The organism is Photobacterium sp. S4TG1 (assembly GCF_036040035.1).
Classification (GTDB): domain Bacteria; phylum Pseudomonadota; class Gammaproteobacteria; order Enterobacterales; family Vibrionaceae; genus Photobacterium.
Genome location: NZ_JAYXUH010000011.1, coordinates 75,328 through 94,772 on the forward strand (window position 1 = coordinate 75,328; position 19,445 = coordinate 94,772).

The following is a 19,445-nucleotide window of genomic DNA, read 5'->3' on the forward strand; positions in this document are numbered from 1 at the left end:
CGCCATATCTATGATACCATCAAGGAATACTATCATTGTTGGGTTTATTTATGACTACGCAAGTTCACTTTCCAAAACTACATCGTTTAATACACTGGTTATTGGCTTTTTCTATTCTTTTCATTCTATTAACTATCTTTTTACGCTCGACATGGATGGATAAATCAAATATAGCAGCACTTATTCAATCTGGATTAAAAACAGATAACCTGGCTATTACCCAACAACAAGCAATTACCATTGCAAAATCTATTCGAAATGAAATGTTTCAATGGCATTATATTGTAGGTTATATCGTTGGCATATTAGTACTTTTACGGGTATTTTATACTAAAAAAGTAGGTGTATTTATGCCTAACCCATTTGAAAATAATAGCTTACACGATCGCCTCCAAGGGTTATTATATATTGCATTTTATTTATTCCTAGCCGGCGTCGTAATAACCGGATTAGTTATTCACTTTTTAGACCATGACTTTATTTTTTACGCGCAATGCAAAGCATTCCATAAACTATCATGGTGGGGAATCTTAGGATTTATGTTTATCCATATTGGTGGGGTTATTTTTGCTAATGGCCGCAATAATAAAGACACCATAACAAAAATAATAAACGGTTAACTAACAATCAATTTTATATCTCATCGAATAATAATAAAAAGTTCAATGATTTAAATACTGAACTTTTTATTATTTTATCACTCATCAGTATTATTTCTAAATAATTCATACAATTTTACACAGTAATTACTGCTCGCTATTACATATGATGTTAAAATTTTTAATATATTTAACGGTATATCAAAGAGAATAAACAATGAAATGTTCTGTATTTATAGCAACGAGTGTTGATGGATTTATTGCTAGAAAAGATGGCTCAGTCAATTGGCTACAAACGGCCGGTAACCTAAATACGGATATGGGTGATCAGGCAGATATGGGGTTTAATCAATATATTGCTTCGGTTGACTGTATCATCATGGGGCGTAAATGTATGGAAGTTATTTCAAATATGAATCTATCTCCAGAACAATGGCCTTATGGTGATACTCGAATGATTATTTTAAGTACGACCTTGACCCAAGCGCCCGAAAATCTACAAAATAAAGTCGAAATATATGCGGGTGATATAAATACTTTAGTTTCAAATTTAAGCAATGAAGGATATCAGCATGCCTACATTGATGGTGGAATGACAATTCAAGCCTTTCTTAATCAACAGTTGATCAGTGACATCACGATCACACGCGCACCTATCCTATTAGGTAGTGGTATTCCGCTGTTTGGTAAAATAAACAATGATATAACGTTAAAACAAACACAAGCAGTTGTTTTTCCTAATGACTTTATACAAGTCAGGTATTGTGTTGATTATAAGTGATAAACAGTCTGAATAAAAAGGCTATCACCATTATAAATAGCCTTTATTATTATACTAATATCCCAGCTTATCTTATTGATTATGAGAATAATCAATAAGGGTCTTTTGGTACAAGTCTAACAATTGTGCCGCGTCAACACTAATACCTACATCTTGAGCTGGCATTGATGACCATTCATCAGTTTGGTATTTCCTTGTATCTAATTTCTGAATTGTCATACCACTTGCAGGCCCTTCACAAACGACACGTACAGCCCCTTTTCGAGTTATAAATAATTCAGGATCAATCACATAAGCAATGGCGGACGGATCGTGTACATGGCAGCCATCAAGCCCCACTTTTTGCGAATAAAAACGTAAGTAATACCGACTGATATCAAAAATAAATTGACCCACATCAGCAGCATCATGCCGTAATTGGTCAAGATAATAAGCACTAAAGAAACTTTCTTCAGTAACATCAAGACCAATGATAGTAACAGGCCAAGGCGCACAAAATACGCGGTCTGCGGCATGGGGATCATCATGAATATTAGCTTCAGCATAAGGAGTAACATTACCTCGATGATCATTTTCACCAAATGCGCCCCCCATAATCACAACTTGAGCAACTAATTGAGCTATTTCTGGTGCAGCTTCCAAAGCTAAAGCAAGATTGGTTAATGGACCTACAGCCACCAACGTAATTTCATGAGGATGTGCTTTTACTGTGTCGATAATATATTGGTAAGCAGGACGTGGGTCTAGCTGACCACTAACGTTATCTGGTACATGAAAATCACCAAAGCCTGTAGTGCCATGCACAACTTCTGTCGGACCCACAGGGCTACGAAACAAAGGTTGGCTCGCCCCTTTAGCTATATCCGCAGCCATTTTAAATCTTTCTTTAAGGTACAACGCGTTACGAGTGCCATTTTCAATAGTTGCATTACCAAAAACAGTTGTAAGTGCAACCAATTCAATATCAGGATGTGCTTCAGCAAATAAAATTGCCATTGCATCGTCAATGCCAGGATCTGTATCTAATATGATTTTTTTGGTCATTATATCTTCTATTAGCGCTATGGATTGATGCTATTAAATGTATATAGCAACGATTATGAGTGATTTAAGATAGAATAAATGACTGTAGATATTGTTACTGTGATAATTGTAGATAAATCGAAGCTTCTGTTTGCTTTCTTTTTTCATCAGAGTTCGTTATATTTCGACAATAACAGAAATAAAAACCAATAAAAAAGGTCAGCTTTGATATGACATGTCATCAAATAGATATCAACCAAATTGCCAAATCACTTAAAGAATTAGGCCACCCGACTCGCTTAACTATTTTTAAACGCGTCATTAAAGCGGGCTACCAAGGCATTGCTGTCGGGGATATTCAACAACAACTGGCGATTCCTGGTTCAACCCTTTCCCACCATATTTCTAGCCTTGCTTCAGCAGGATTACTCACTCAACGTCGTGAAGGGCGTACACTTTTTTGTGTCGCACAATATGATGCTTTAGCCAGTGTCATTAGTTTTTTACAAGATGAATGCTGTATTGATGAGCAACAATCGTAATTAATAGCTTTATTTTCATAATGTTAACGCTTTAATACTTTATATAGCAAAAAATATTTCCATATATATCGAAATATTTTTTGACACCAGCGTCTTTTGATCTTATATTTCGACAATACTAGAAATATAGAGAATTAATATGTTTACAATTACATCAGAGATGATATCCAATACCTTACATATGTTTGGGTTTCTTGCCATTGAACTAACAGTACTGTTTCTTGCTATTAGTTATTTAGTTGGCATATTACAGGTGTATATTCCACCCGCTAAGATTCAATCCATTCTTAGCGGAAAAAATGGTAAAGGCTATTTTATCGCAGGTTTATTAGGCGCAATTACTCCTTTTTGCTCATGTTCAACGATTCCATTTTTAAAAGGATTATTAAGAGCGAAAGCTGGATTTGGCACTATGATGGTATTTTTATTTGCTAGCCCACTGCTTAACCCCATCATTATTGGGTTATTTGCAGTGACGTTTGGCATAAAAGTAACAGTATTTTATTTTGTAATAGCAATGGGTGTCTCAATTATTGCAGGCTATTTACTGGAAAAATTAGGTTTTGAAAAATACATCAAAGACGAAGCATACAGTGAACCTAAACCATCATGCTGTGGGTCAAGCTGTAGTTCAACACCAAAACAAGTAAACAAATGGCTTAAGATTTGGCAATCAACATGGGTTGATTTCAAAAAAGTATTACCTTATTTAATTGGTGGTATAGCTTTAGGCTCTATGATTTATGGTTTTATGCCAACAGAATTTGTGGCTAAAGTTGCAAGTGAAAATAATCCATTTGCTATTCCTATTGCCGCTATCATTGGTATTCCACTCTATATTCGTGCTGAAGCAGTTATTCCATTAAGTGCTGCATTGGCTGCAAAAGGAATGGGATTAGGTGCGGTAATGGCTTTAATTATTGGTAGTGCAGGTGCAAGTTTAACCGAGGTGATTTTACTTAAATCAATATTTAAAAATCAAATGATCATCGCCTTTTTAGTAGTTATTCTTGGTATGGCTATCAGTGCTGGATTTCTTTACCAATTTATTTTTTAAAATTATGGACTAAAAAAACCCTCAACCTTTATTGTTGGTTGAGGGTTTTAGCATATTAAAATCAACTATTTAACAATAAGTTACTGGTAGCTATATTGTCCATGCCCACTAGAGAATGTCCAATGGTTACCATTAGACCATTTAATACCAGGCACTTGAGTACACTGCCCACTTGCATTAATAAAACCAGCACCATAAAAACCACTACGGATTATGCTACATAAGTTAGCATCATTCCCTTCAACCGCTTTTACCCGTTGTCCTACTTGCTTAGGGTTATTTAACGACATCCATTCAAAGTGATTTATCATTGAAGCTAGCGGATGTTCACCTTGTACATCACTTACGGTTATTTCAGTGCCGCCAGTACACTGGAAATCACCGTTACCAAAGTCTTCAACATAACCATGAACGGTTTGCTCAACACCATTTATAGTTAATGGGAAACGGCAAACATTAGGCCTTTCACTTCCCATACTCAAAGTTGCTAATGAATTACGATCTCGATTTGACAATGTCTTAGGATTAAACCCTTCAGTGTGCGCAAACCAACCAGCTGGAATTGCAGACTCAAGTACTTTATAACCGTGTTCTTGACCTACAATTACAGGCCCTCTTAGATTAGCTACCGCAGGATTACGTGGAGTTACAACACTATCAAGGACTGATTCTGTTCCTGACACTGATGCACATTGAATACTCATACGTGCAGGATGGTTATTCATTGGTAAATTGATATGGAATTTATTACTTTCACCACTGTTATGTCGATAGCCACTTAATGCAATATTATTAATGTCGCCGTTTTCACCTTCAACGATCAATTGGCATTGCTTTTGTGAAGCCAAGCTATATTGCTTAATACCACCTTGATGACTAGCATATGCCCAGTTCGCGCCATTAGTATGTTTAACGTTGGCAATCTGCATACACTTATTATTTTCAATAAATCCAGCACCGTCATGTGATGTTCCTGACTTATCTAAGCTACACAATGTCTTCTCGCCTAATTCAGCCGTTGGAATATAGGTTACGTTACCGACAGCTTCACCTTTAGAGGCTAAAAGTTGATAATCATTAATCGCAGAAACAGGTACTTCACGCGCATTATTTACCGACCAAAACATATCAGATGACACACGACATATAGATGTTGTTATATCTTCATAACCCACAAAATTAGCCATTTCACCATTATTGTTGGTATAACTAAACTGACATAGTGGTCGCCATTCATTATCTATTTTGATCTTATGCCATTCGGTTTGATCGCGATCAGTATCACTCACATCAGTGACTGCAACCCAACCTTCACGCTGAGGTGTAACAATACTCGGCGTCGGTAAATCATATAAATTGCCGTAATTTGAATAGATTAATGGATAAATCTGACTCGGGTTATTTTCTGTTGGATCATAAATACCAAGTACAGTAATAACAGGAACACCTTGCTGCTCAGCCGCGGCAAAACCTGTCTCTGATTCTACATAACGTTGACTAATTTGATCCCATTTAACGTAACCCGTGCGACTGTTAATATCCATATTATTAGAACGATTAAACCAATCTTGAGTAACACGGGTCGCTATTGGATGTTCTAATGTATAGTTACTGATCAGCCCCGTTAATACCCCCTCACCACCACCCATTGCTTCACGCATAAAGCGGAATTCATTAGCAAATGGAGGTACACTTTCACCGCTGTTTTCATTGGTCATTGTAATTGCAGCATCCGACCAATGGATATTACCGATGAAACGTTTATAACGCGCATCCCAACCCCAGCCAGATTCCATATCATGAATCGAAGCATTTTTAGGATGATGACCACGACCAAAGTTATGTCCCAGTTCGTGTGACCACTCGTTACCACGCGTTCCACTTAAGGTTACAATGCCGCCACCGCCACTTAAGCCATGTTGGACAACTTTTGAAGTAATAACGCCTGTCTCTTTATCTTTAGCTAAATAACGACCACGGCTATTATGTGCCGTAATATGGCTAAATGGACGCGGCCAACTAGCATCACCACCAGCAGTATCAACAATACCAAAGTTTGCATTATTAATACCAAGAGAGACTAAACGTTTACCAATGAATTCGCGCATATCACCCGCATACACTCCCGGCGTTTCATACTCACTCGCTTTGGTATAAACCTTACCATTAGGCAGCGTCACTTTGCGAAGGTGTAACGGGGTATAATCAGCCATAACCATTTTAGAAACAGGAATTTTCTGGAAATAATCAGTGGCTAGCTGTTCCATATTATTGATCATGTCATATTGATTACGAGGCTCAACTAACATGCCAATATCAATATTTTGAATCACTAACTCTGGCGCACCACCAAAGATCAACATATCTTGGCTTAATTCACCTTCTCGATTGCGATTATCACTAAACTGCAATGATAAACCAGGTTTCATCCATTCCCAGTTTAATGGCAAGCTCCACGCATAGTGAGAGAACATCACTTTACTTTTGCTCGTTTCACGCTGATCTGTATCAGGTAATGCACTTGGCGGTTGCATTGGGAAACGTCCCATGCTCACACCATCTAATGCCACATCAACCCATAATTGATTAACATTGCGTGATTGAGGTGTTACTAATAATAAGCTCTCACGATTCATCACTAAATTAGGATGTTTGAGCTCATCATTACCATAAGGTGCTACGCTGGTATGTGTTTGTGCTAATGCTACATTCGCCTTTAAGTTACCTACTAAATGATTAACAGCTTTGCGGCTATCGTTGTAACTTAAACGTGATGCTAAGGTGTTAAAAGAAAGCGTTTTTTCATCACAACCAAGTTGATTACATTCAATCAGCTTTACTTCATATTGAGTATTTGGTTCAAGATCAGCAATATAAAATCCAGAATGCTTTGCTGAGTAATTGTAAGTAATTGATGATTCGCCTGGTTTACTAGAGGTTAATTGAATTTTATAGTCATGATTTGTCGCACTATCATTCCAGACAAGTTCAACCCCAACATCAGAGACAGAGTCAACGTTAAAATCTGAAATAGTTGGCATTACTAAATCGCCACAATCTGACGTAACCATACGTTGTACTAATTCTGATTCCCAGATATAGCTACCATCATCACGTTGCGAGCCACGAGCTGCTGGAATATATTCAACATAACATCCAGTATCTTCAGGTGTCATTACACCGAATTCACGGTGCAATAAATAAAATCCGCCGTTATAAGCAACATATTCCCACTCAGGTCCAATAAAAGGGAAAGCTGTGCTGTATTCACCATGAGCATCATTTAATGGAAATATTGGCGAATTTTCATGATTAAGCCAATATTCTTTGCCTTTATATTGTAGGTATTTTTCACCATTACGTTCAATAACATTGCTAGGTTGTTCAGCCAAATCTTGCATATTATTGAGAGTATCAAATGTCTTTTCAGCCATCTCTGTTAACGTTATTTCTGTAGCCAAAACACCAGAGCTAAATAGACTTCCACTAATAAGAACAGCCAATAACTTCACTTTCATACCATGACTCCTTGAGCTCAAAAATAAAGCGATATTTCGCTTACATAAAATATCTTACCCACTCATATGTAACAAGTTTTATTTATATCATGTATAAATAAAACTATCACTAGATTAAAAAATATTGACGCAAACGTTTGCTTTATTTACATTGCACATAATTATTCTCTTTAAGGAACATTCATGTCATTACTCAAACGTGGTCTTCTACTTTGCTGCATCGTACTTTCACCATTGAGCATTGCAGCTACGCCAACCTCTGGTCCCATCTTAATTCAGGGAGCAATGGATATAGAAACCACAACACTTATTGGAGCCTTAAAAGAAAAGTCTAAAGTCACCATTGGCTCATGGTCATTTTGGCAAGGAACCATTAATGATTACCCTATTGTCGTTTCAAGAACTGAGGTAGGAATTGCTAATGCTGCAGCGGCAACTACAGTTGCTATTGAACGCTTTAAACCTGCTTTAATCATTAACCAAGGCACAGCTGGCGGCCACGATCCACAATTACAACGTGGTGATATAGTAATAGGTAAAACCAGTTTCAACATGGGCGCATATAAATCAGAATTTACCGTACAAGGAAAAGGTATTGCACCAACAAAATGGCAGAATTTCAGCGTCACAATGCGTTTACGTGAGCAAGGTAAGTTAGTCGAACATAATGATTTTGCTGCCGACAAAGGTTTACTGCATATCGCGACCACCATGACGAACAGTTACACGAAAGGCAAGGTTGTGACGGGTGTTATTGGTACAGCAGATGAATGGAATCGCGAAGTTGATCGTATTAACTGGCTCCATAAAACATATAATACCTCGGTTGAAGAAATGGAAACATCATCAGCAGCATTAGTCGCTCAAGCTTATAAAGTGCCTTTTATTGGTATTCGTATCTTGTCTAATACTGATCTACACAACCAAGATTTTGATCCACAAACAGCTATTGATTGTCAGCAATTTGTGATTGATTACACTAAAAAAATCATCATGATGCGTAATTAAAAAGCATAAAAAACTAGCAAGGGTGATATCAATACCCTTGCTAGCCTATTCATCATAATAAATTAATAAACCGTAATAAAAATTAGCCTAGCATAACGCCCACACTTAACAACACCATGACCATTGCCGTTAGGAATCCTAACAATGGTCCAATAAAGCGTAACCATGTTGAGTAACCTATACGCCCAATCGCCAAGCCCCCCATCACAACACCCGATGTCGGCGTTACTAAGTTAGGTAAACCAGAAGCAGATTGAAAAGCCGTCACCACCAACTCACGCCCAACACCGGCAAAGTCAGCTAATGGTGCCAAGATAGGCATTGATAATACCGCTAACCCTGAAGAAGAAGGCACCACTAAACACAATACCGCTTCTATCCAATAAATAGCGTTAATAAATAAAATTTGTGGCAAACCAACTAATAATCCTTCCGCGAAATTTAAAATAGTATGGGTGATATTACCGTCGTCCATCACCACAACTAACCCACGGGCAATAGCAATAATTAACGCAACACCTAATAAATCTCGCGCACCATTAATAAAGCTATCGGTGATTTCCACTTCAGATAATTTGCCGACTAAACCAGCAACGATACTTGAACCAATAAATAATGCAGAAAGCTCAGCCATCCACCAGCCTTGGGATGCAACACCCCACATCATAATCGCAAAAGTTAATCCAAAAATAGCTAACACAATTTTACGGGTTAAGGTTAATTCAGGTGCATTTTCACCACTACCATGTAAAAAGTATTCTCTATTCGCTTCACCTTGCTCTGCAACTAAAGATTGTGATGGATCGCGTTTTACTTTATCGGCGTAGCGCATCACATAAATCACACATGCAAGCCAGCCAATAATAAGGATAGCCAGTCGTAGCCAGATACCATCAACAAAGTTAATTTCAGCAGCATTAGAGGCAATAACCGTTGCAAAAGGGTTAATGGTAGAGCCTAAACACCCAATTCCTGCTCCCACCATAATAATCGCAACCCCGACAACGGAATCATAACCAGCTGCAATCATCACGGGGATCAGTAAGGCATAAAATGGAATTGTCTCTTCTGCCATACCATAAACAGTGCCACCTAGTGCAAATAACCCCATTAAAATAGGGATCATCCAACGCTCTTTGCCCCCTAAGCGAGCCATTGTTTTCGCAATACCAGCATCAATGGCACCGGTTTGAGTAACCACAGCAAGATAACCGCCAATCACCAGTACAAATAAAGCAACATCAACCGCTCGTGCCATATAATTGGCAGGATCATAAAATCCTTGAATCGGTGCCATTAATATATCAAGAAAGCCTTGAGGATTTGCTTCAACTGTTTGGTAAGAGCCGACTAAGGGGACCATTTTACCCAATGTTTCATTATTGACCATTTGATACTGACCCGCAGGGATCAACCACGTCAATGCTGCCATTAACACAGTAAGTAACATTAAAATTGTGTAGGCTGAAGGAAATTTAAGCGTTTTCATACAGATATCCTTAAATTATTGGGACGCTATTCCCAGCGTCCCATTTAGAGATGGTTAGGCCATCTTCTTGTTATGCAACGAAAGCCATCATGTCAGCAGTTGGCATTCCATCGAGCCCCATTTGTTTTAATGTACGACCATCTTTAAAATAATCAGCATTGTTATAGGCATTATCAATATGTAGACAAGCAGTAATAATCGGTGTTTTAACGCCTGTTAATTGCGCAAATTCATAACATGGAACCAATAAGTAAGCGGCATCTTCAGTGATATAGCGATTACTTGAGCAATTAGGTGCGCTGTTTAATTTACCGTGGGTTTCAGAAGTACGATTAACGTCGTAAACTGTTTTACACTCCATGTCATATAGCGCATTCATCGCCTCTAATTCAGTCTTTAAATTCAAGCCCAATGCTTGACCAATAGCTAATCGCTCAGCTTCCATTACCGCAGCAGCGCGCGCCGTAGACACTGAACAGCAGTCTTTGTAATAGTTAAATTGGCCGTCAAAGTTTTCCAGCAATCCCATATTTAAAGTGGTGAGCAATGGATGGCCGCCAAAGTTAATATTCTCTAATCCCGCCATAATCACGTTTTCTAAAGCTGTTAATGGTAATGGCATCAATGGTTGTAAACGTGCAATGGCGGCTTGGGTGCGACTGCCAGGCAAAGCTGCAACAGGAAGATGTGTTTTCATGCCTAAAATAGCCAGCTCGGCAGGACCAACAATACGTGTCGCCCATGGAATAGATATCGCATCAACAAAGGTAATATCAACATCTTGGTAGCCTTCATCACACTTAATTTTATTTAACACCAACGATCCATAGTTCCCAGGCATTAACATGATTAGCTGCCCACTCTTTAAATACGGTAGCATTGAGCGAAACAAAGGTTCTTGAGCAAAAGAAGGGACAGGTAAAATCAATATATCGGCGTAATCAACCGCTTGTTTTAAATCACGCGTGATCGTATCAATAGCTTGAAAACCTGCAAAAGATAATTCAACATCGTTACACGAGGCTAACGCCGTGATTCCACCTTGCGCTTCTATATCTGCGAGAGGTTGATCAAATCCTGCGGCACCATATAAACACACCTCTGCGCCTTGTCGTGTCAGATGATATGCTGCTGTCAGCCCTGCGTTACCTGATCCAATAATAGCAACACGCGTTGTCATGGTTATTCCTTAATATGATGTTATAAGACAAAATCACATTAAGAAAAATGGTGACTAAAAAATAATACTGTAATCTAAATAGGTTATGTCTTTACGTTATAGCTAACAAAAAAAATAGAAATAAAACATTAAAATATAACAACTTAAAACAAGAGACATTGTAATTACAATCTTCAATACAGTGTGATCTGTTCCTTGTTAGCATTATCATAAGCTATGCATTGGACCTATTTTTAGGTAAATATCCATACTATCAGCGGTTAACATAAACTGTTCAATAAACCGTTCTGCGTGACGGTGAATAGGTCTTAAGCCTGGATACAAAATGGTAAATTCAAACGCTAAATTAAATGCTAACGGTCGCATCACAACATCACGAGTTTCATTAGCCAAATACGCAGTAAACGGATCAGTGATAGCAATTCCAACCCCTTCTGCGACTAAAGCGGCAGCAGTGCTAGCTAGTGAAACTTCAATTTGCTTATTAATTTTAATATCGTGACGGCGTAATAAATTATCAATACAACGTTGAATCATATCTTTTTCATGCCTGATCACACATTCATTACCAAGATCGGTCACAGATATTGTTGTTTTTTGTGCTAATGGCGATGAGGCTGGAATTAATGCAACACATTCGCATGCCACTGTCTGACTATTGACCCCTGCCACATCTTCAGTTGTAAACGCAAATCCAATATCAGTGGTTTGTGCTTGAATTTGGCGTACGACATCTTCAGAGCGGAATGTCTTGAGACCAATTTTAGTTTGGCAATTATGTTGTAAGAAATTGGCTAATATACGTGGCAAAAAAGCATGAGAAAGCAAAGGCATAGCAGCAATAGTTAATGATCCTAAATGATGGGTTCGAATCGCTTCCGCTGCGCTGTCTAATCCATTCACTGCATCAAAAACTTTGGCCACTTCTAAATAAAAAGCTTGGCCTTCCTCACTTAATATCAATCGATTACGTTGACGAATAAATAGTTTAAATTTTAACTGTTCTTCTAAACTAGACAGCAAACGGCTTACGGCTGGCTGACTAATATTCAATAACTCTGCAGCTGCAGTGACGGTTTGGCATTCAACAACAGCACGGAAAGCATGTAGATAGGATAACTTCATAAGCACTAGCACACATATTAATAACAAAACGCCATAATAAACATAATTGTTAATAAAAACCTTGATGTGCAAAGCAAACTGGAGGCTCAAATCGTGACTAGTATAAAAAACGCAATTCGATTACACTCTAAAGATATAAATTAGTGCTTATTTTGTTATTTTAAAAGGAATCATTCATGGGATTTTTTAATGCTATCTTAGGTAATGCTGGCGAGATGGATCTTGAAGAGGCAACTGAAGAATTATCAACGATTCTTGGTCAAGGTGAGCACATCGAATTAGCTTATAAACTTATTCGCGACATGATTATTTTAACAGATCGCCGTTTAATATTGATTGATAAGCAAGGAATGACAGGCCGAAAAGTGGAATACCGCTCAGTGCCTTATAAGTCAATCACTATGTATACAATTGAAAGTACAGGCCATTTCGATCTAGATGCAGAATTAAAATTATGGATTTCAGGCCAACATGATCCAATTAGCTTAGAGTTTAATGGTAAAACTAATATCTATACAATGCAGGGACAATTAGCCGCTAAGATCGCGGGGAAATAATCCCTTACTTGGTAATGCTAGACGAAGAGGCACACTATTACGTGCCTCTTGTTATATTTAGCCTATTGTTTACTTAGCAATGCTTTAATAATGTTATTGAGAAACCGTTACTAATGCTGTCGCTAAAGCATCTATCTGCTGCTCTTGTAAACCTGCAACATTAATACGGCCATCACCCACCGCATAAATAGCAAATTCATCACGTAATCGCATAATTTTCTCAGGTGATAAACCTGTCATTGAAAACATACCTTTATGATCAGCAATAAAACTAAATTGGTCGCACCCTTTAGTTGCCAATGTATTTACAAGGCTCTGGCGTAAACCAATAATACGTTGTTGCATCATAATCAGCTCTTGCTTCCACACCGCAGTTAACATACTAGATGTTAATATATCAGCCACTAATGCCGCACCGTGATCCGGTGGCATGGTATAACTGGCTCGTGCTAACGTCAAAATTCGACCTTTAGCTTTTTGCGCATTTTGTAACGTATCCCCCACCAATAAAGCAGCACCGGTACGCTCGCGATATAATCCAAAGTTCTTAGAACATGAAGTGGCGATCATCATTTCTTCAATGTTATCTGCCATGAATTTCAAGCCTGCGCCATCTTTTTCAAGACCGTCACCAAAGCCAAGATAGGCCATATCAACAAAAGGCATAAAACCATTGTTATTGGCTAATGCGGTGATCGCTTGCCACGTTTCAAAATTAATATCTGCACCCGTTGGGTTATGGCAACAACCATGCAGTAATACCACATCATTCGCCCCTGCTTGTGCTAGCGCTGATAGCATTGCATCGGTGTTTACTTGTTTAGTATCACGATCAAAATAAGGATAATATTTAACTTTTAACCCAGCAGCTTCCATTACCGGTCGATGGTTAACGTAACTTAAATCAGTTAACCACACGGTAGTATTCTCATTGGCTACGTGCATCAGATCTGCCAGCATACGTAATGCTCCGCTACCACCAGGGGTTTGAACCCCCGCAGTACGGCTATGGGCTGAAGTCTCGGCTAATAAAAGATCAATCATGCATTGATTAAAAACTTCACTCCCCGCAAGCCCAACATATGATTTTGTCGTTTGAGTTTGAAGTAAGCGTTGTTCCGCTTGAGAAATCGCGGCCATAATTGGCGTTTGACCTTGATTGTTACGATAAACACCAATACCTAGATCCATTTTATGATCACGCTGATCAGCATTATAAATTAACGATAATGATAATATGGGATCAGGTTGTGCGGGAGAAAGTTGTGAAAACATTAAGCAAATTCCGTTTATAGAGGCATGAATTTAAATTAGCATTTCAATTTCAAGCCGTCATTAGAAAAATGATAATTCTCACTTTGTTTAAAAATAGCAATTCTTATAAGAATGATAAATGATTGCGGGTTTGAATATAATGACTCAATAATTTAACATTGAAAAATCATTTAAATATCACCATTTTTAATGTAATGGCGACGAACGTCCTTAAACATCGCCCAACATCATATGGTTTTTTATAACAGGTAAACTTTATTACGATGAAATTTACGTAACAATTAACTCAATCAAAATCGAGCAATGTTTACCTTTCATTGTTAATATTTCCCTTATTACTTCATCAAAATATTACTGTATCACCATATGGTTTTATCATTAGGTAAGTGTAATAAGGCTTGTAATGAAGGTGCAGCTTCAAGCAAAGAATATAAACGTTCGCTGTGTTCCTGCAATAACTGACACGCTAAGTCAGCATTACGTGCTAGCACTGCTTTCATTAATGCCTCGTGCTCACCATTATCATGATACTGTTTTTCTGGCGATAAACGGGCATTCAATAAAAAGTGGCGATAGCGTTCTTGCTGATCATAAATATGTGAAATCATGCCACGAATAAATTCAGCGCCTTCGCATGAAATTAACGATAAATGAAACTCTTTATGACGCAATTCCCACTCATCATAATCAAATAGTGCAGATTCTGGATTTAAGCGATTAAGCTTATGAAAAGCGGTGAGAATCTGTAACTCCCAAGCTTCATCTCCTTTTTTAATCGCATCTTGCAATGCCACATGGCCTAATGCTAACCGAGTCTTTAAAATTCCCCGCAATTCATCGAGAGAAACATTCGCTACCCAAAACCCTTTCTGTGGTTTCATGGTGACGTATTTTTGCCACGACAATTGCACCATTGCTTCTCGCAAAGGGGTACCACCAACTTGGTAGCGTTCTTTTAACTCACTCAGAATAAGTTTCTGTCCAGCTTCAAATTCACCACATAAAATGTCATGCCGAATTTGACACATTACTCTATCACTTATGGTTGCAAAGTTGTTTTTGTTCATATCAACTATCTAGTCTTTATTCTATTTAAGGGTACATTCCAATGCCTTAAAGTATATCAATATACTATCTATGGATATAAATATTCTTAGTAAGATATTTATATCCACAATCTTAGAAAATAATCACTTTAGTGCTTTTTTATGAGCAATATGGCGTTATTGAAATCGTATAAAAAATATAATGCAGACATTAATGTCTAACTACCTATTATGTATGAATTATCGAGTGTATTTTATTTTTAGCATACTTATGATTAATATCATCATGTTCAATTGGCATGACCAACATGACATGTCTAATCTCGCCATTATTTTATGGGCATTAATTCCGCTATTTGGGCTGCATTATATTATTAAACGATATGAATATTGTCATGATAAACCTCTTACAGGTATTCAGTCATACTCCGCTTGGGTACTCTTTTTTTCATGGATAACTTGCATCTGTTTTTCAGTGACAATGCCTTATGTTATTAACATTATCAGTGATACCAATAGCCATTATATTTCACTGTATATTTTATCCCCAGTTGTTATGCTATTTATTGCCGCAGTTACTGCATTCGCTGTAAGTATCCTAATGATAATCATTAGTAACCTGATACATTAGAGCAATATTTTTATGGCGTAATAAATACTAACCAATATTATATTGATGACAATACACGAACAAATAACCGCCGCAAAGAAGGTTGTTTTTTGTGCGATTAAATAAATTTCTAATCTTCTTTTCATCATCTTTAATCATTAAAATGTTAATGATTAAGAATTAGCATTTATAGAACATATTAATTCGACAACCACACACTATTATTTAATCTCGTGATTATTGGCTATTTAGTCTACTATTTTTTTCTTTTATTTAAATTCAGTCAATTAAAGTGAGCCTCTTTAACTGTAACTATTATATTTAAAATGTTACACCATAAGGTGGAAATGTTGTAGTTATACATCAAAAAGCACAAATGCCCACTAAAAAAACAACATTACTCTCCTTATTATTAAGCTATCGTTCATTATTATGTCTATCTTCTAGCTCTATGTTTCATAAAATTATTTGATTCATTGGCAAGTACCGTTAAACATGGTAGTAATGTAATAGGAAGATAAATGACTGCTGTATGGTGTTACTTGTCACTCTTGTGTCTCCTAATGGCTTTAGATACCGCAGCAATTTTCTTAATAATCCTAACCATTCCATTTCTTGAGCTTACCCTTAAAAAAACTTCCGTGGTAAACAACATTAAATTGAATATAATGTGATAACAAATAATATGGCGTTGTTTGTGGTAGGATTTATTAGTCTACAAATCATAATAAACCAGATACTGACATTGAATAATGCCGTACCTATAAATTAAACGTAAATAAAATGATTATTGGAGAATACATGAATCATTTGAATTTAATTCAAGAGCTTAAAGATCGCGGTCTGATCGCTCAAATTACGGATGAAGAAGCTTTAAGCGAGCGTTTAGCAAAAGGTCCGATTACATTATATTGCGGCTTTGATCCAACGGCAGATAGTTTGCACCTAGGTCATCTGGTACCTCTACTTTGCCTTAAGCGCTTCCAAGAAGCAGGTCATAATCCAGTAGCCTTGGTTGGCGGCGCTACCGGTATGATTGGTGATCCAAGCTTCAAAGCGACTGAGCGTTCACTTAACACTTTAGATATTGTTGCTGATTGGGTTACTAAAATCCAACGTCAAGTTTCTCCTTTCTTAGATTTTGACAACGCAACGAACCCTGCTCGTATGGTGAACAACCACGACTGGTTCGGTAATATGGATGTACTAACATTCTTACGTGATATTGGTAAACACTTCTCTGTTAACCAAATGATCAGCAAAGAATCTGTTAAACAGCGTATTAACCGTGACGAAGTAGGTATCTCTTTTACTGAGTTCGCTTATAGCTTGCTACAGTCTTACGACTTTGCAAGTATGAACAAAGACATGGGTATGGAACTTCAAATCGGTGGTTCTGACCAATGGGGTAACATCACAGCAGGTATCGACCTAACTCGTCGTATGAACCAGCAGCAAGTATTCGGTATGACTGTACCGCTAATTACTAAGTCTGATGGTACTAAGTTTGGTAAAACTGAAGGCGGCGCTGTTTGGTTAGACCCAAGCAAAACTAGCCCATACAAGTTCTACCAATTCTGGATGAACACAGCAGATGCTGACGTATACCGTTTCCTACGTTTCTTTACTTTCCTTTCTGAAGAAGAAATTCAACAGATCGAAGAAGATGACCGTAATAGCGGCAAAGCACCTCAAGCACAACGTATTCTTGCAGAAAAAGCAACGGCACTTGTACACGGTCAAGCACAATTAGAAGCAGCACAAAACATTACCCGCTGCCTATTTGAAAATGACCTTGAGCACTTATCTGAGTCTGATTTTACCCAACTAGCACAAGATGGCATGCCAACAGCACAAGCATCTGGTGAAGATGATCTTCAACAAGTACTTGTTAACGCTGAACTTGCAACATCTCGTAGCCAAGCGAAAACTCACATTTCGTCAAATGCAATCATGGTTAATGGCGAAAAAGTAAGCGATGCTTATTACGCTTTCCAAGATGCTGACAAACTGTTTGGTCGTTACACACTTATCCGCCGTGGTAAGAAGAACTACAGCCTTATCGTTTGGGGTTAATCCTTAACTGGTAAGTGTTATCTTGATTATAGATAACAGCTAAAACCACCGTTATTAATAGTAGTGGTGGTTTTTTATTGCTAATAACAAATCCATTGCATCATTCCGCATCCACTCACCTCTTTTACGCTCCCCCTCGCATCTCGCATCTTTCCCATAAACACGATACCGCTAACATAATTTGATATTGTTATTAATAAATTTCCATTAAATTTGATTTAGCCCCAAGCCATAGTCGCCAATTTACGTTTACAGTCATAACATCTAATGTCCACTTGAAGCTAAATTATGTCTACAATAAACCAGCAGCGCCTTATTAACCATTTCATTGAACTAATCAAAATCAATAGCGAATCTCGCAATGAGAAAGCTATTGCCGAAACATTGGCTGAACAATTAGGCGAGTTGGGTTTTAGTGTTCATCGCCTTCCCGTACCAGAAGCAATCTCTAATGGCTTTAATATCTATGCGCGGTTAGATGGCAGCATCAATGATACTATTGCACTTAGCTGCCATATGGATACAGTAAATCCGGGAAATGATATCGAACCGATTATTGAGAATGGTGTTATTCGTTCAAAAGGCGATACCATTTTAGGGGGCGATGATAAGTCAGGCATTGCTGCAATCATGGAAGCAGTACGTTGTATTCAAGCTGATAACCGTGATCATAAAACCATTGAACTGGCCTTCACTGTTCATGAAGAAGGTGGTCTACAAGGCTCAAAACTATTTGATATGAGCTATATTACAGCTAATAAAGCGATTGTTTTAGATTCAGGCGGCGCTATTGGTGCCATTGTTACGACAGCTCCAGGTCAGCAGAGCTTAAAAATCACTATCACAGGCAAGCCTGCTCATGCTGGTTTAGCGCCAGAAGAAGGCATTAATGCACTTACTGTTGCAGCGGATGCGATCACAAATATGCGTTTATCGCGTATTGATGAAGAAACAACAGCTAACATCGGCGTTGTACAAGGTGGACAAGTAACCAACATCGTCATGCCTTCATTATACCTAGCTGCGGAAGCGCGTTCTCTCAATGATAACAAGCTTGAACAACAAACCGCACATATGATTGAAACATTTGAACACGCAGCGGCAAAACATGGCGCGAGTATTAATATTGAGTCAAGCCGTGCATACAATGCTTATCATATTGAAGATAACGATCCACACGTACAAAGTATTATGGCAGCATTTAAATCTAACGGTTTAATTCCATTTACTAAATCAACTGGTGGCGGCAGTGATGCCAATGTTTTTAATGGAAATGGTTTAAAAACAGTCAATCTATCGACGGGAATGAGTAAAGTTCATACAACTGAAGAATTTATTACGATTGATGACATGACAAAAATAACCGAATTCATGTATACCTTTTTGTGCAGCAATAACTAATAGGTTAGTCTAATCTAACAACAATCAACAAAACCACTACAATGTCTTACTTGTTTTTATTAATTTTAACAATAAGTGAGACATTGTATTTAAAAAGACACCTATTAAAAAAAATAATAGATTAATATTATTAACAACTTATTCTCCTATTTTGTTGA

Annotated in this window: 15 protein-coding genes; 8 read left to right on the top strand and 7 right to left on the bottom strand. The window is 37.6% G+C overall.

The features are described from left to right. Positions 1–50 precede the first annotated feature (50 nt). Both VXS03_RS13480 and VXS03_RS13485 read left to right on the top strand, forming a co-directional pair. Positions 51–620, top strand: coding sequence for a cytochrome b/b6 domain-containing protein (locus tag VXS03_RS13480; RefSeq protein ID WP_327764287.1), 570 nt, complete (start codon positions 51–53; stop codon positions 618–620). A gap of 196 nt (positions 621–816) precedes the next feature. Further along, entirely contained in the window at positions 817–1,380 is a 564-nt protein-coding gene (locus VXS03_RS13485; protein WP_327764288.1) for a dihydrofolate reductase family protein, read from the top strand. Between the two features lie 72 nt (positions 1,381–1,452). Here VXS03_RS13485 and VXS03_RS13490 read toward each other — a convergent pair whose 3' ends face one another. Continuing rightward, positions 1,453–2,424 (bottom strand): nucleoside hydrolase, encoded by a 972-nt coding sequence (locus VXS03_RS13490; protein ID WP_327764289.1) that lies wholly within the window; start codon positions 2,422–2,424, stop codon positions 1,453–1,455. A gap of 209 nt (positions 2,425–2,633) precedes the next feature. Between VXS03_RS13490 and VXS03_RS13495 the strand changes: the two genes are divergently transcribed. Beyond that, the gene (locus tag VXS03_RS13495; RefSeq protein WP_442957451.1) at positions 2,634–2,945 is read left to right on the top strand and encodes an ArsR/SmtB family transcription factor; all 312 of its coding nucleotides are present in this window, start codon (positions 2,634–2,636) and stop codon (positions 2,943–2,945) included. A 139-nt stretch (positions 2,946–3,084) separates the two neighbouring features. Beyond that, on the top strand, positions 3,085–4,002 hold the full coding sequence (locus VXS03_RS13500) for a permease (RefSeq protein ID WP_327764290.1): 918 nt from the start codon (positions 3,085–3,087) through the stop codon (positions 4,000–4,002). 80 nt (positions 4,003–4,082) lie between these two features. Here VXS03_RS13500 and VXS03_RS13505 read toward each other — a convergent pair whose 3' ends face one another. Then, on the bottom strand, positions 4,083–7,520 hold the full coding sequence (locus tag VXS03_RS13505) for a M66 family metalloprotease (protein WP_327764291.1): 3,438 nt from the start codon (positions 7,518–7,520) through the stop codon (positions 4,083–4,085). A 183-nt stretch (positions 7,521–7,703) separates the two neighbouring features. On the opposite strand from VXS03_RS13505, the gene mtnN reads away from it, so the two are divergent. Further along, the gene (gene mtnN / locus VXS03_RS13510) at positions 7,704–8,528 is read left to right on the top strand and encodes a 5'-methylthioadenosine/S-adenosylhomocysteine nucleosidase (RefSeq protein ID WP_327764292.1); all 825 of its coding nucleotides are present in this window, start codon (positions 7,704–7,706) and stop codon (positions 8,526–8,528) included. An 82-nt stretch (positions 8,529–8,610) separates the two neighbouring features. On the opposite strand, the gene VXS03_RS13515 is transcribed toward mtnN, so the two are convergent. The 3 genes from VXS03_RS13515 to VXS03_RS13525 form a co-directional block, all read right to left on the bottom strand. Then, positions 8,611–10,017 (bottom strand): YfcC family protein, encoded by a 1,407-nt coding sequence (locus VXS03_RS13515; protein WP_327764293.1) that lies wholly within the window; start codon positions 10,015–10,017, stop codon positions 8,611–8,613. 70 nt (positions 10,018–10,087) lie between these two features. After that, positions 10,088–11,197 carry an NAD/NADP-dependent octopine/nopaline dehydrogenase family protein gene (locus tag VXS03_RS13520; protein WP_327764294.1) on the bottom strand — a complete coding sequence of 370 codons (1,110 nt, stop codon included), beginning with the start codon at positions 11,195–11,197 and terminating at the stop codon, positions 10,088–10,090. A gap of 207 nt (positions 11,198–11,404) precedes the next feature. Further along, positions 11,405–12,322 carry a LysR family transcriptional regulator gene (locus tag VXS03_RS13525; RefSeq protein WP_327764295.1) on the bottom strand — a complete coding sequence of 306 codons (918 nt, stop codon included), beginning with the start codon at positions 12,320–12,322 and terminating at the stop codon, positions 11,405–11,407. A gap of 176 nt (positions 12,323–12,498) precedes the next feature. On the opposite strand from VXS03_RS13525, the gene VXS03_RS13530 reads away from it, so the two are divergent. Then, a complete protein-coding gene (locus VXS03_RS13530) occupies positions 12,499–12,879 on the top strand; it encodes a PH domain-containing protein (protein WP_080155774.1) in 381 nt (126 codons plus the stop codon). A gap of 93 nt (positions 12,880–12,972) precedes the next feature. Here the strand turns inward: VXS03_RS13530 and VXS03_RS13535 are convergent, their stop codons facing one another. After that, positions 12,973–14,154, bottom strand: a complete 1,182-nt coding sequence (locus VXS03_RS13535; protein ID WP_327764296.1) for an amino acid aminotransferase — start codon at positions 14,152–14,154, stop codon at positions 12,973–12,975. A gap of 359 nt (positions 14,155–14,513) precedes the next feature. Further along, positions 14,514–15,182 (bottom strand): FCD domain-containing protein, encoded by a 669-nt coding sequence (locus tag VXS03_RS13540; RefSeq protein ID WP_327764297.1) that lies wholly within the window; start codon positions 15,180–15,182, stop codon positions 14,514–14,516. Positions 15,183–16,611: 1,429 nt separating this feature from the next. Here VXS03_RS13540 and tyrS point away from each other — a divergent pair. Next, positions 16,612–17,886, top strand: coding sequence for a tyrosine--tRNA ligase (tyrS, locus tag VXS03_RS13545; RefSeq protein ID WP_327764298.1), 1,275 nt, complete (start codon positions 16,612–16,614; stop codon positions 17,884–17,886). Positions 17,887–18,174: 288 nt separating this feature from the next. After that, the gene (locus VXS03_RS13550; RefSeq protein WP_327764299.1) at positions 18,175–19,287 is read left to right on the top strand and encodes a M20/M25/M40 family metallo-hydrolase; all 1,113 of its coding nucleotides are present in this window, start codon (positions 18,175–18,177) and stop codon (positions 19,285–19,287) included. The last annotated feature ends 158 nt before the right edge of the window (positions 19,288–19,445 follow it).

Bases quoted from the DNA above. Each gene is read 5' to 3' on its own strand.
- VXS03_RS13500 (WP_327764290.1), top strand. From the start codon at position 3,085: ATGTTTACAATTACATCAGAGATGATATCCAATACCTTACATATGTTT.
- VXS03_RS13505 (WP_327764291.1), bottom strand. From the start codon at position 7,520: ATGAAAGTGAAGTTATTGGCTGTTCTTATTAGTGGAAGTCTATTTAGC.
- VXS03_RS13520 (WP_327764294.1), bottom strand. From the start codon at position 11,197: ATGACAACGCGTGTTGCTATTATTGGATCAGGTAACGCAGGGCTGACA.
- VXS03_RS13535 (WP_327764296.1), bottom strand. From the start codon at position 14,154: ATGTTTTCACAACTTTCTCCCGCACAACCTGATCCCATATTATCATTA.
- VXS03_RS13540 (WP_327764297.1), bottom strand. From the start codon at position 15,182: ATGTGTCAAATTCGGCATGACATTTTATGTGGTGAATTTGAAGCTGGA.
- VXS03_RS13485 (WP_327764288.1), top strand. From the start codon at position 817: ATGAAATGTTCTGTATTTATAGCAACGAGTGTTGATGGATTTATTGCT.
- VXS03_RS13525 (WP_327764295.1), bottom strand. From the start codon at position 12,322: ATGAAGTTATCCTATCTACATGCTTTCCGTGCTGTTGTTGAATGCCAA.
- VXS03_RS13495 (WP_442957451.1), top strand. From the start codon at position 2,634: ATGACATGTCATCAAATAGATATCAACCAAATTGCCAAATCACTTAAA.
- tyrS (WP_327764298.1), top strand. From the start codon at position 16,612: ATGAATCATTTGAATTTAATTCAAGAGCTTAAAGATCGCGGTCTGATC.
- VXS03_RS13490 (WP_327764289.1), bottom strand. From the start codon at position 2,424: ATGACCAAAAAAATCATATTAGATACAGATCCTGGCATTGACGATGCA.
- VXS03_RS13480 (WP_327764287.1), top strand. From the start codon at position 51: ATGACTACGCAAGTTCACTTTCCAAAACTACATCGTTTAATACACTGG.
- VXS03_RS13550 (WP_327764299.1), top strand. From the start codon at position 18,175: ATGTCTACAATAAACCAGCAGCGCCTTATTAACCATTTCATTGAACTA.
- VXS03_RS13530 (WP_080155774.1), top strand. From the start codon at position 12,499: ATGGGATTTTTTAATGCTATCTTAGGTAATGCTGGCGAGATGGATCTT.
- VXS03_RS13515 (WP_327764293.1), bottom strand. From the start codon at position 10,017: ATGAAAACGCTTAAATTTCCTTCAGCCTACACAATTTTAATGTTACTT.
- mtnN (WP_327764292.1), top strand. From the start codon at position 7,704: ATGTCATTACTCAAACGTGGTCTTCTACTTTGCTGCATCGTACTTTCA.